A 12,346-nucleotide genomic window follows, 5' to 3' on the forward strand; every position below is an offset into this window, starting at 1 on the left:
TAGCGAGGGGATGCTGAAGTAGCCTCAAACCACCCCACCCGCCCGGATCACTCTTAGCCCATTGGCATCCTGTTCCGCAAAGGTCCCGACAAAGGCTTGCTTAATTATCGGTAGCGCTAAGGGCTCTGCCGCAAAAACGGTGGTCCAAACGGAGTAAAACCCCATGCCTGCGGCCACCATGGCAATCAATTCAGCGGTGTATGGTTGAGGATGATTTTGCCATATCGAAAGACATTTTTCTGCCTGCGACCAAGCATCTAGCCGGTGGATCCAACGCGTATCTCGCTCAGTTGGCGCGTGCGCGGAACCTGGCATTCGATTTAATCCCATCAAGTCAATGGTCGCTTCAGCTTCGGGAGTGACTGGCCCGGGAAGGGCAATGGTTGCATCCACCTTATTGTAGCCGAATGCGAAGTCGGTGTTGTCTCTATCTGGCCAGAGATACCCGGTTCTGCTTTGGTTCCGTGCGCTTTTTTGGGAATTACAATAGACACAAGAAAGCAAGAAATTTTCCCACGCGAGCGGTGCGCCGCCGTTGTCTCTGGGCACGATATGTTCTACCGCGATGAGCTGACGTACACTCATTTCGCAGTAAGAACAGTACCAACCAATTTTATCAACGAGTGGGTTCCTTGCCTCGTTCCAATGCGTGAAAACGGTAGCGTTAGTTCCTTTTTCTACTGCTCTCATTTTTCGGCCCGGTTCAGTTTCTCCAGTTCAAGCAGTGCGTCAATGGCAGGGTTGGAACTGAACGGGCGGAGCTTGGATGCTAACAGGGCCTTCTTTCGTTCATCTGCCTTTCCATCTTTGCGGATGGTCTGTAGATAATCCTCGGCAGCCTCATATAGGGCTTTCTTTTTGTGGCTCATCTGCGGATCTGCCACGCCTTGCTTGAACTCCGCTACATCCTCCAGGCTGAGTTGGTCAGCTCCCGAAATTTCCGTGACGTCACAATTGTTCAAATGGATCAATTGTCCATCTCCAGCTTCTTGGATGAGGTAGGGCGAATGGGTGGAGATGATGAATTGTATGGCAGGAAAAGTCTCTCGCAGGCCCGTGATGACCGCCTTTTGCCAAGATGGATGCAAATGCAAATCGAGCTCATCAATCAGCACAATACCTTGCGTTTCCCGCAGCGCACGATCCTCCAAATGAGGGTTTAGCGTCACGCAGCGGTGAGCGATGTCGGCCATCATGGCAACGAAATTCCGCATACCATCGCTGAGATAATCAAATGGTAAGGATCTGCCATCTTCTAGCTCGATCGTGAGTCCGCGGTTGGTGTCTGGGTCAAAATCAAAAAATAAATGCTTGCAACCAGGGAGGTTATTTACAATCGCGGAGCGAACTTGCTCTAGTCCTTCGTCCTGCTTTCTGCGCTGAATAGTGCTTAATTCCTTTGCTTCAAACCATTTCAAAAAATGGCGGAAATTAGAGCGAACATCCAGGCTTGTTCGGTAGCCTCGGTAACGGCTTCCGAGTTCTTTGCCAACTTCTTGCTGGGGGAAACTTTGTTTCGATTTCGCTTCCACAAAAAGCCGTGATGTGGAGAAGAAACTGATTAATGGGAGGTTTATTTGTTCACCGTTGCGTACCTGCCGGTCAAGTTTTTTCCCTAATTCAATGATGGACTGCGCTTCCTTAGTAGTCGTGCCACCGCGTTGGCTGTTCTTGCTTCTGCTCCAGCTGATGCGTTGGCCGAGCACCTCGGCCTCGGCCGCAATGGTAACGGGGTAAGCATATTCCTGGAACATCGTAAACCGGACATCGGACTTTTTAATGGTCCGAGTAGGTACATTTTTCATACCCACCAAAAGGCTACCTACGGCGATGGTAAAAGCTTCCAATATGGCCGTTTTTCCACTGCCATTATCACCAATAACAATGTTGAGGGATGGGTCTAGCACCAGGCTTAACGCTTCGATCCCTTTGAAATTTTCGATGGTGGCGGAAATGAGTCGCATTTTCTTCAGCTGTCTTACAAAGATAGTGCACTTTTTCCGAAGCTTAATCCTAGCGTCGCTCACCTTGCTGCTGCGGCGCCTCCCTTATTGGACTTCCCCCGCTCCTCCCCCTGCGGGGGTTGGGGGGGCAACGCCCCCAGCACCTGCGGCCGCGCCCAAAATGGCTTGGTAGGAAGTGGGGCGCGGGCGCGGGTGCAAAGTTCCCCACTAAGGAGCAATGGAAGTCACCCCTTGCGCAACGCCCTCCCACCGCCTATCTTCCACCCCAAACCAACTCACCCATGCGCTCCCTGCTCCTCCTTTTCTTGCTGCCCCTCAGCCTCGCCGCCCAGCGCTTTTCCGTAACCCTGCCCGCCAGCCTGGCCGGGACGAGCCTGGACGGGCGACTGCTCCTCTTGCTCTCTACCGACGATGGCGCCGAGCCCCGCTTTCAGATCACCGACGGCCCCAACACCCAAATCGTCATCGGCAAAGACGTCGAAGGCTGGGCCCCCGGCAGCAAACAGCGGATTGGCGCGGCTGCGGACGCCGCCTACCCCCTGGCCGACGCCACGCAGCTGCCCCCCGGCAAGTACTTCGCCCAGGTCTTGCTGCACAAGTACGAAACCTTCACCCGCGCCGACGGCCACACCGTGAAACTGCCCATGGACCGCGGCGAAGGCCAACAGTGGAACCTCGCCCCCGGCAACCTCCTGAGCCAGCCCCTGGAAATTACCGTGAGCGACAACCCCAAACAAGTCATCGAACTGGCCTTCGATCACGCCATCCCCGCCATCCCCGAACCCGCCGATACGGAGTGGATCAAGCACGTCAAAATCCGCTCCAAACTCCTGAGCGATTTCTGGGGCCGCGATATGTACCTCGGCGCCCACGTCCTGCTGCCCAAAGACTGGGAGCGGGAGACCAGCGTGAAATACCCCCTGGCCATTTTTCACGGGCATTTCCCGGCCGACTTCGGCGGCTTCCGTACCACCCCGCCCGATACCACCCAGCCCTGCGAATACAGCGCCCGCTTCGACCTGGATTGCTACAACCACATCGTTGAACAAGAAGCCTACGACTTCTACCGGATGTGGAACGGGCCCGACTTCCCCCGCGTCCTGGCCATCGAAATCCAGCACGCCAACCCCTACTACGACGACAGCTACGCCGTCAATTCCGAAAACCTCGGCCCCTACGGAGATGCCATCACTTACGAGTTGATTCCCTACATCGAGGAGAAATTCCGGGGCATCGGCGAAGGTTGGGCCCGCTTCCTCTACGGCGGCAGTACCGGGGGCTGGGAAGCCCTGGCCGCCCAGGTGCTGTACCCCGAGGAGTACGGCAGCTGCTACGCCGCCTGCCCCGACCCCATCGATTTTCGGGCCTTCACCGTCATCGATCTCTACCAGGATGAGAACGCCTACTTCCTCAAAAGCCAGTTCAAAACCACCGAACGGCCGGGCCACCGGGATTACCTCGGCCACGTCTCCGCCACCATCCGCGAAGGCAACCTGCGGGAACTCGCCCTGGGCAGCAAAAGCCGCAGCGGGCAGCAGTGGGACATCTGGGAGGCCGTCTACTCCCCCGTCGGCAAAGACGGCTACCCCCAACGGATCTGGGACAAACAAACGGGCAAAATCGACTTCCACGTCGCCCTCCACTGGCGCGAAAACTACGACCTGAGCTGGATCATGCGGCGCGACTGGCCCACCCTCGGCCCCAAACTCGCCGGAAAGGTCAATATCTACTGCGGGGATATGGACAACTACTACCTCAACAACGCCGTCTACCTGGCCGAAGAATTCCTGGAAGCCACCACCACGCCCTACTACAACGGAGAAATTACCTACGGCGACCGCGCCGAGCACTGCTGGAACGGAGACCCCACCCAGCCGAACGCCATCAGCCGTCTGCGCTACCACCGGATGTTCATTCCAAAATGGGCAAAAACGGTGGGCGTGCACGCTCCGGCTGGGGCGGATTTGAGCAGTTGGCGGTACTAGGACGCTGGTCGGGACGCTGTGCGTCGAACTGGTCCAGGAAAAAGAGGGGATGCATCCCAAAGGGGGAATTCATCTCCATCACATTCAGTCTTTAGGAAACCCTATTCAGGGGTAGAATTGCTCTCACCACCGGGCTTGGGTCCGCGGCTGCGCCCCCGGCCCCGGTTGCGGCCGGAGCGCTGCTTACGCTGGCCGCCGGGAGCGTCACCTTCGCGGGGTGGGCGTTCCGGACGAGGCTCATCGTTGCGGGGGGGGCGGTCAGGACGGGGTTCGTCGTTCCGGTTGGCGGGATCTTGTGGGCGACTGCGTTGTTCGGTGGAGGGTGCTCCGTCGCGGCGCGGCCGGCTTTGGTTGTTGCCACCCCGGCTTCGACCCCGGCCTTCTTTGCGGCGGGCGTCGTTGCCCCCTCTGCGCTCCCTGCTCTCGCCCTCCGGTTCGCGGAAGCGTTCGGGGAGTTCCACGCGGTTTACTTTTTTACCGACCAACTGCTCAATGCGCACAAAGCGCTGCCGGTCTTCGCGGCTGATCAGGGTGATGGCTTCTCCTTCGGCGGAGGCCCGGGCCGTCCGGCCAATCCGGTGAACGTAGTCTTCGGCGTCGCCGGGGACGTCAAAGTTGATGACCAGGTCAATGCCGTCAATGTGGATGCCCCGGCTGAGGACATCGGTGGCTACCACTACCTGAATTTTCCCGGTGCGGAAGTCGAGCAGGCGCTGTTCACGCACGTCTTGTTCGAGGTCGGAGGAAATGTCCATCACCTTGTCATTGCGTTTTTGCAGCCGACGGGTGAGGTCGCGCACGGTCTTCTTGCGGCCGCAGAAGATGAGGATGCGCTCCATCGTCTTGGTTTTCTCCCTGAGGATGTCCTCAATGAGGGCAATCTTGGCCCAGTCGGCCACGTCATAGGCTTTCTGGTCGATCTTCTCCGCGGGTTTAGAGATGGCGATACTGATTTCTACCGGGTCCTTGAGGATTTCCTTGCTGAATTTCCGGATCTTGGCGGGCATGGTGGCCGAGAAGAAAAGGATTTGCAGGTTTTCCTTCGGCAACATCTCGATGATCTTGAGCATGTCGTTGACGAAGCCCATGTCGAGCATCCGGTCGGCTTCGTCCAGTACCAGGTGGCGTACTTCGCTGAGGTCGGCGTAGCCCAGGTCGAGGTGGGCCATCAGTCGGCCGGGGGTGGCTACCACGATGGCGGCACCGGTTTTGAGGGCGGTTTGTTCCTGGCCCATGCTAAAGCCATCGCGGCCGCCGTAGATGGCAATCGAGCTGGCCGACATGTAGTAGCTGAAGCCTTCCAGCTGCCGGTCTACCTGCATGGCCAGTTCCCGGGTGGGTTCCAGGATGATGGTGTTGATCTTGCTGACGGGCTCGCGGCTGAGCTTATCGAGGATGGGCAGCAGGAAGGCGGCAGTCTTACCGGTTCCCGTTTGGGCGACGGCCAAAATGTCCCGCCCTTCGAGGGCGGGCGGAATGGCCTTGGCCTGGATGGGGGTACATTTGTCGAAGCCCATATCATCCAGGGCGTCGAGCAAATCATCGGAAATGTCTAACTCGTCAAAGTAAACGACCTCCTCTTCCTGTTCGGCAGGGCTGTGGTCAGGGGTGGTATCCATTATGGCTTGTTGATGTGCGCAAGCCGTATTCTCCCTGGCTCGCGATCTTGGTTCGTTGGGTAGCCGTCGTTCCGGCGGCCCAAAGATACGCTTTTAATCGGTAAACGCGGGTGCGGGTGGAGACGCCCAAATCCCCCCGGCTGAGAGTGCCTCCTCTTCCCGAAAGGCCCCGGCTGAGGGTGTCCCCACCCGAACTTCCCCCGGCTTGCTGATGGTGTCTCCTCTTCCCGAAATGTCCCGGCTGAGGGTGTCCTCACCCGAACTCCCCCCGGCTGGCTGAGGATGCCTCCTCTTCCCGGAACGACCCGGTTGAGGGTGTCCCCACCCGAACTTCCCCGGCTGGCTGATGGTATCTCCTCTTCCCGAAAGGCCCCGGCTGAGGGTGTCCTCACCCGAACTCCCCCCGGCCGGCTGATGGTGCCTCCTCTTCCCGAAAGGCCCCGGCTGAGGGTGTCCCCACCCGAACTTCCCCCGGCTTGCTGATGGTGTCTCCTCTTCCCGAAAGGCCCCGGCTGAGGGTGTCCCCACCCGAACTTCCCCCGGCTGCCTAAGTGTGTCTCCTCTTTCCGAAACGTCCCGGCTGAGGGTGTCCCCACCCGAACTTCCCCGGCTGGCTGAAGGTATCTCCTCTTCCCGAAAGGTCCCGGCTGAGGGTGTCCCCACCCGAACTTCCCCGGCCAGCTGAGAATGTCTCCTCTTCCCGAAACGTCCCGGCTGAGGGTGTCCCCACCCGAACTTCCCCCGGCTGAAGGTGAGGACAGCCTCAATGGTGTATTTCCTTTCGAGTAGAAAAATCCATAACCCTGTACTCATCTTCGGGTGGGGACCCCCTCAACCGAGTATTTCCGTTAGAGCAGTGACACCCTCAACCAGGATTTCTAAACAAATCATCAAAATCTGGATTCAGCCAAGTTCCCGGCCAATCCGCCCAATGCTCAACTAAGCCTGCGGATACCGGATTGTTCAGAATGTACCACATCACCTGCGTAAAAGTTCCGTCGCGAACATCACGGTCATAATAACCTGTCTCCCAGAAGGCTTTCCCTTTCGTACCTAAAATTTCACTACAAACTCTGGATGTAAATCCCTTTTGTGCTTTCATCATTCTGGCTGGATCCACTTCCGGCTTATCCTCTACACCGCCAACCAGGACATGTACGTGGTTGGACATGACGCAGATCGCATAAACGTATACCCCGTGGTGTTTTGTAATCCAGTGCCACGAGTCTAAGATTATCTCCCGAATGGCTGGATTTTTCAAATGATACGGGCCGTTGGATTTCTCATGTAAAGACGCATCAAAAAGCAGTTCAAATTCTTCTGCTACTTCTTGTAATTTATTGCTGGCGACTGCCTCAAATACCTCATCCGGCACAGACTCCATTTCTTTTTCCGCAGAGGCAAATAAACTTTCCCGTTTTGCTAACAGCTTATCTAATTCTTTTCTGGGAATACTGCCTTTAAGTCGGGTGGTGATGTGTACCGGGACCATTCCTATCGGTCGGTGCTTAATTTGGCGAGGGAGTGTTTTCATTTAGTAAAAATAAAAAACTTTCCCGCTGCGGGTGCCCCCCGAATCTCCCTGGCGGAGTGCCTCCTCTTCCCGAAACGCCCCGGCTGAGGGTGTCCCCACCCGAACTTCCCCCGGCTGGCTGATGGTGCCTCCTCTTCCCGAAACGTCCCGGCTGAGGGTGTCCCCACCCGAACTTTCCCCGGCCGGCTGAAGGTGTCTCCTCTTCCCGAAAGGTCCCGGCTGAGGGTGTCCTCACCCGAACTTCCCCGGCCGGCTGAAGGTGTCTCCTCTTCCCGAAACGTCCCGGCTGAGGGTGTCCCCACCCGAACTTCCCCGGCCGGCTGAAGGTGCCTCCTCTTCCCGAAACGTCCCGGCTGAGGGTGTCCCCACCCGAACTTTCCCGGCCAGCTGAGAATGTCTCCTCTTCCCGAAAGGCCCCGGCTGAGGGTGTCCCCACCCGAACTTTCCCCGGCCAGCTGAGAATGTCTCCTCTTCCCGAAACGTCCCGGCTGAGGGTGTCCTCACCCGAACTTCCCCCGGCCGGCTGAGGGTGAGTGCAGCCTCAATGGTTTATTCCCTTTCGAGTGGGGAAAATCATAACCTTGTACTCCTCTTCGGGTGGGGACACCCTCAACCGAGTATTTCCGTTAGAGCAGGGACACCCTCAACCGAGTATTTCCGTTAGACCAGTGACACCCTCAACCGAGTATTTTCGTTCAAAGCGGCACACCCGCAGCCATAGGTTCCTATTCCGCCGCCCGGTCTTCCTCCCTGGGCCCACCGAAACTCAGCGACGCCCCCACGCGAATGCCCGCCCGCGAACTATCCCGCTGCCGGAAAACGGTAAGCAAGTTATCCGTAGTCGCCAGCAAGTTGACCGGTCCCAATTGCCCAATGACGTGAAGCCCCAGGTTGGCCGCCGCGTCCCGCCGGGCGTTGTAGTTCAGGCCCACGGCCAACTGCGGAATCACCCGGTAGCGGGCACTGAGCGCAAAGGCCGTTTCCGGGGCCAGCAATCGGTCGTAAAACACCACCAGCACACCCGCCGTCAGCCGTTCCGTGAGGTCATACTCACCCCCCACCAAAAAGGTAGCGGGCAGCGTACTGCGGTAGGGGGAGTTGCTTTCCGTCGGCTCAAAAGTGGCCCGCAGACTATCCAGTGCCGTGTTGAGGGAAAGCGAATCCTCCAGCACCTGTTCCAGAATATCCAGCCCATCGAATACGTCCGTCCCCGTCAGTTCAAACGAAGTGACGTCGTTGGTCCAGTCGATGCGGCCCCCCAGGTCGTTGGCGGCGGCTTGAAGGCGGAGTTTGCCCAGGTCGGCAAAAAGCCCCAGGTCAAAGGCCATGCCGTTGTTTTCGCTGAACAGGTCGTCGGTGCTGATCCGGTTCAGGTCGTAGTTGATGTCGATGTCGTCCAGACCATTGTAAACGACGGAGCCGGCGGTGTTCAGGGTCAGGTCCTGCTCCAGGCTCAGGGCAAAGTTTTCCTCGCCCGTCGTGAGGCGCAGGCTGCCACCGGGACTGGTCCGCAAATCGGCAATCCCACTCAGGTATTTGATCCGGGCCCCGAGAAAAACCTGGGGCGTAAGGGCTAAACTGGCCCCCAGGCCCACCTCGTGGAAACCCGTCCCGAAGCCCAGCGGCGCAATTTCTACCGTCTGGCCCACGAACTGGTTGTTGCCCTGCACGACGAGTTGGACCAGCGTTTTAGGGTAATCCACCTCCCCGAAGGCGCGGGCGCGGTGGTAGAGGCCAAAGCTCAGTCGGTCGCCGCGCAGGGCCACGCCGAGGGTTTCCAGAGTGAAGTCGTTGCGCAGCGCATTGCGCTCGGCCAGCAGGTCGGGCAGCTCGTTGAGGTCGAGGATGCGGCGGCCATCTTCCGTCACCAAAAGCTGGTTGTAGGTCACGTTTTCGGCGGCCAGGTCGTTGCTGAACCCCGGCAGCCCGATGGTCAGGTGCCCCCGCATTTGCCCGTACAGGGCCGGGTTGCTGAACGTCGCCTGCCAGCTGTCGTGCAGCAGCGGCGTGGTCAGGTCTTGGCTGCGCAGCCCGGCGGTAAAGACCAGCAGCAGCAGAGCAAATGAGGTGCGCAAGGCAATTGGCATAGCAGATTTTTTAGCGGGCGCGGACGCAGGTGCTCCCCCCCGACCCCCCGAAGGGGGGAGTAAAGACGCCCCCCGACCCCCAAAGGGGGAGAGCAAGGGAAGGACAAAACAAGGACTCATAGTTTCTCGACGGTGACGATGGCTCCCAGCAAGACTTCCAGCGTCTGCTCATCCGTGATGCGCACGAAAGGCGTACCGCCGTCGGTGGTCGAAAGGTTGAAGGTAAGTACCAGCCGGGTAGCCGTGCGGAGGGCTTCCAGGCGGTCTCCCGTAAAGCTGAGGTCGTTGGTGGCTACGCGCTGCCCGTTGGGGTTGCCAGCGGCGTCGATGGGACTGGACTGCAAGAGCAGCAGCGCCCCGTCGCTCAGGTCGGCCACCGCATTGCCCGCCGCGTCGAGGAAGGTGCCGCTCACGTTGAGGTCCAGTGGTAAACCATTTTTGGTCGTCATCCGGAAGGTGACGCCAATCACGTCTTCGTAGCGGCCCATCAGGTCGACGTTAAAAGTGTCCCGGACGGTAAAGTCGTCAGCGTTGCCATACAGCGGGAGCTCCACGCTCACCTGCGCGCGGTAGGAGGCGGTGTCGGTCAGGAAGCCAACGATGTCGGTATCGGCATCGGGGTTCACCAGGGCATTGACTTCATAGTCGAGGGCCACCGGCCGGGCGCTGAGCACTTCGGCGATGTTCGAGTTGCTGTTGTCAAAAACGAAGGTGGTTACTGCCGTCTGCCCGGGCATCCTCGGGTAATCAAAGTAAAAACCGTTTTCCACCGCCTCGCCGGTGATGGGGATGACGTTGCCCTCTACGTCGATCACGTTCAAGACATCGACCTGCGCCAGCGCGGGCAAGCCAAAGCTGTTGATGAGGGTCATCGTTACGGTGGGATTGACGAAGAAGATCTCTCCCTCCAGGTAGCGGTCGAAGAAATCCACTTCCACGGTGTCGCGGCCGCCCGGGTAAACTTCGCGGCCCAGGTAGCCTTCCATGTAGCTGAAGGCCAGTCCGGTGATGTTCACCACCGTGCTTTGGCTGGGCTGGAGTTCATTGCCCGCTGCATCCCGGATACTGTACTCAAAGTAGAGGCTATCGGTGGAAAGGACGATCTCGTAGCCCTGGAGGTTTACCGGACTGTTGGGGTTGGCCAGCGAAGGCGGGGTGCCCGTGCCGGAGTAGGCGGGCACTTCGCCTGTCACGCTAAAGGGCACGCCGTTCAGGGTCGCATCGGGGATGGAGAGCGTCACCGTCACTGGCCGATCGTAGCGGTTGGCGAGGTTGTAGGTGAGGAGGCCGGATTTTACCCGCAGTTCATCCAGGTCTACGTCTCCGGCCCCGCCGAAGGGTGCAGCCTGCCGCCGTTGGGTGATGGGCAGGAAGATGCCCGCGGCCAGCGCGTTGAGCCGGGCGAAGATGATGTCGCTGCCCACCGCTGGTACTTCGCCCGTGTAGCGGAAGCGCAGCAGCCCGTCGGCGTCCACCGAAAGCGAAAGGTCATCGTTGACCTCGCCAATCAGCTCGCGCAAAGTCACCTCGCTGGAGATGATGGGCACGGCGTACTCGGCGCGGTAGCGGGTGGCATCGATGCGGCTCAGGTCTTCCAATTGGTTGGCGCAGGCACTCAGCAAAAGGGCAACGGCGGCAGCCAGGTAAAGTAGGTACAGTTTCATCGTGTTGGTTTGACGGGTAAAGAACGCGGGGGTGGTGCAACGCCGTAAAGCTAACGCATCTGGCGGGGGCACGTGTTCTACCGGGGCAGGATTCCTTTTTGGCGCGCCTCGTTTGTCGGCCAACGGGCACTCCCGTTGCTGGGGGCGGGCTTTGCTCCTCATCCCTTCCCCCGGCACCTGCGGCCGCGCCCATAGGCAATAGTCCCGGAAGAGTTCGGAATGCCATGAAGGGACAGGGAGCGGGGGAAGCCCGAATACCCTTAGCGCCAAAACTTCCTTGCCAGGCCCCACATCCTGCCGCAGGATGGATATTGACCCGCTTTGCTCACTGGGCAACTAATTTTGCAACATTTATGGTATCAACAAGTATTGTGCAATTTATGGTTCCTAGCTATCGAACCTAGTTAGTACATACGTGCAATATAAAATCAAGGAATGCTGGGCATATTTTTGCGGCAAATGTTAAATTTTTACTTTGCGATTGTTTTTTCTTCGCCATTAAAGTTTAGGGACTATCTTTGGTTTATTCTTGAAAATTAAACCAGACCCTATTATGCTTCACCGCTTCACCGCTTCACCGCTAGCCTTATAGTCGTGCTTTTGCTAAGTATCACGGCTTCCGCACAACATGATGATCCCGCTTGCCTAACGCATGAATGGCCTGAAGCATCACCGCGTACTATTCAGAAATCTGCCTACCCGTTCTGTTCTTTTACAGAAAACTACATCAACAGTGGCTGCCTGACCACATATATTCGCGTCAATCTCCACTTTTTTGTGGATTCAGATTGTACGGGTGTCACGGCTGCGGCCGCAACAAATAACCAACTGGAGCAGCAATTGGCATTTCAGCGGGCAGACCAGTACATCACTACTACCAATGCCTTTTTAGCCAACATGAGCGAAAACCCCCAATGGAACCAAGCAGAATGGGGCGCGCCAGTGACGCCTGGCCAATGCGTAATGCTTCGCTTGGTGCTTAATGATGTGTACATTCACTGTGAGTCAAGAAATCTCACTGTGGGAGATGGGAATGATAATTTTTCCTACTATAACCAAGATTTTGGCGAGGCATTCAACAATGGTCCGCTACGGTTTGAGGCAACACTTTAGCAAAGTATGCATATAAAGAGGGCAAGCCCTATCTTGTTGGTTCCTTACACCGTACAGATATGACTTGCCCAACGAAGATCGAAATCCTCGTCGCCTCAATTTTGCAAAAACTTCCTGGTATTTCCGCATGGCGCTACCGCTTTTTGCTCCATCTTTTCGTTTTGTGGCCCTCAATGATTGGCCGACGGAACTTTGTCAACCTAGGTCGTCAAGGCGAATATTCTGAGTTCACTTACCGTAAGCACTTTGGTAAACGCATGGATTGGCTGGGCTTCAACAGAGAGTTGAGCGAGCCGTTTTTAGGCCCCAACCGTATCATTGCTCTCGACCCCTCATACCTGAGTAAGAGTGGCAAGCATACTGCTGGAGTCGGTTATTTT

The 12,346-nt window shown here is 57.6% G+C and carries 8 protein-coding genes and 1 pseudogene; 3 read left to right on the forward strand and 6 right to left on the reverse strand.

The genetic code is table 11. From position 1 onward, the window contains the following. Nucleotides 1-24: 24 nt before the first annotated feature. Both H9S92_RS17205 and H9S92_RS17210 read right to left on the reverse strand, forming a co-directional pair. Nucleotides 25-690 carry an HNH endonuclease gene (locus H9S92_RS17205; protein WP_187467926.1) on the reverse strand — a complete coding sequence of 222 codons (666 nt, stop codon included), beginning with the start codon at nucleotides 688-690 and terminating at the stop codon, nucleotides 25-27. Then, nucleotides 687-1,964: an AAA family ATPase gene (locus H9S92_RS17210; RefSeq protein ID WP_187467927.1), complete on the reverse strand. Its 1,278-nt coding sequence runs from the start codon at nucleotides 1,962-1,964 to the stop codon at nucleotides 687-689. The genes H9S92_RS17205 and H9S92_RS17210 overlap by 4 nt, the downstream gene beginning before the upstream one ends. A gap of 281 nt (nucleotides 1,965-2,245) precedes the next feature. Between H9S92_RS17210 and H9S92_RS17215 the strand changes: the two genes are divergently transcribed. Further along, complete coding sequence (locus tag H9S92_RS17215; RefSeq protein WP_187467928.1) at nucleotides 2,246-3,949, forward strand: alpha/beta hydrolase-fold protein; 1,704 nt, start codon at nucleotides 2,246-2,248, stop codon at nucleotides 3,947-3,949. A 101-nt stretch (nucleotides 3,950-4,050) separates the two neighbouring features. Here the strand turns inward: H9S92_RS17215 and H9S92_RS17220 are convergent, their stop codons facing one another. The 4 genes from H9S92_RS17220 to H9S92_RS17235 all read right to left on the reverse strand — a co-directional run bounded on the left by H9S92_RS17220 (nucleotide 4,051) and on the right by H9S92_RS17235 (nucleotide 10,853). Further along, complete coding sequence (locus H9S92_RS17220; protein WP_187467929.1) at nucleotides 4,051-5,568, reverse strand: DEAD/DEAH box helicase; 1,518 nt, start codon at nucleotides 5,566-5,568, stop codon at nucleotides 4,051-4,053. Between the two features lie 865 nt (nucleotides 5,569-6,433). After that, on the reverse strand, nucleotides 6,434-7,102 hold the full coding sequence (locus tag H9S92_RS17225; RefSeq protein ID WP_187467930.1) for a transposase: 669 nt from the start codon (nucleotides 7,100-7,102) through the stop codon (nucleotides 6,434-6,436). A gap of 725 nt (nucleotides 7,103-7,827) precedes the next feature. Beyond that, nucleotides 7,828-9,189 carry a DUF5723 family protein gene (locus H9S92_RS17230; protein WP_187467931.1) on the reverse strand — a complete coding sequence of 454 codons (1,362 nt, stop codon included), beginning with the start codon at nucleotides 9,187-9,189 and terminating at the stop codon, nucleotides 7,828-7,830. A 116-nt stretch (nucleotides 9,190-9,305) separates the two neighbouring features. Further along, complete coding sequence (locus H9S92_RS17235) at nucleotides 9,306-10,853, reverse strand: hypothetical protein (RefSeq protein WP_187467932.1); 1,548 nt, start codon at nucleotides 10,851-10,853, stop codon at nucleotides 9,306-9,308. 594 nt (nucleotides 10,854-11,447) lie between these two features. Here H9S92_RS17235 and H9S92_RS17240 point away from each other — a divergent pair. Together H9S92_RS17240 and H9S92_RS17245 are read left to right on the forward strand one after the other, a co-directional pair. Beyond that, the gene (locus H9S92_RS17240) at nucleotides 11,448-11,966 is read left to right on the forward strand and encodes a hypothetical protein (RefSeq protein ID WP_187467933.1); all 519 of its coding nucleotides are present in this window, start codon (nucleotides 11,448-11,450) and stop codon (nucleotides 11,964-11,966) included. A gap of 59 nt (nucleotides 11,967-12,025) precedes the next feature. After that, nucleotides 12,026-12,346: pseudogene (locus tag H9S92_RS17245) on the forward strand (transposase); the annotation flags it as partial.

The sequence above is a fragment of the Neolewinella lacunae genome (assembly GCF_014349155.1).
In the GTDB taxonomy this organism is placed as follows: Bacteria; Bacteroidota; Bacteroidia; order Chitinophagales; family Saprospiraceae; genus Neolewinella; species Neolewinella lacunae.

Excerpts from the sequence above, each read along its gene's own strand:
- H9S92_RS17235 (WP_187467932.1), bottom strand. The coding sequence starts at position 10,853 with ATGAAACTGTACCTACTTTACCTGGCTGCCGCCGTTGCCCTTTTGCTG.
- H9S92_RS17205 (WP_187467926.1), bottom strand. The coding sequence starts at position 690 with ATGAGAGCAGTAGAAAAAGGAACTAACGCTACCGTTTTCACGCATTGG.
- H9S92_RS17220 (WP_187467929.1), bottom strand. The coding sequence starts at position 5,568 with ATGGATACCACCCCTGACCACAGCCCTGCCGAACAGGAAGAGGAGGTC.
- H9S92_RS17225 (WP_187467930.1), bottom strand. The coding sequence starts at position 7,102 with ATGAAAACACTCCCTCGCCAAATTAAGCACCGACCGATAGGAATGGTC.
- H9S92_RS17230 (WP_187467931.1), bottom strand. The coding sequence starts at position 9,189 with ATGCCAATTGCCTTGCGCACCTCATTTGCTCTGCTGCTGCTGGTCTTT.
- H9S92_RS17210 (WP_187467927.1), bottom strand. The coding sequence starts at position 1,964 with ATGCGACTCATTTCCGCCACCATCGAAAATTTCAAAGGGATCGAAGCG.
- H9S92_RS17215 (WP_187467928.1), top strand. The coding sequence starts at position 2,246 with ATGCGCTCCCTGCTCCTCCTTTTCTTGCTGCCCCTCAGCCTCGCCGCC.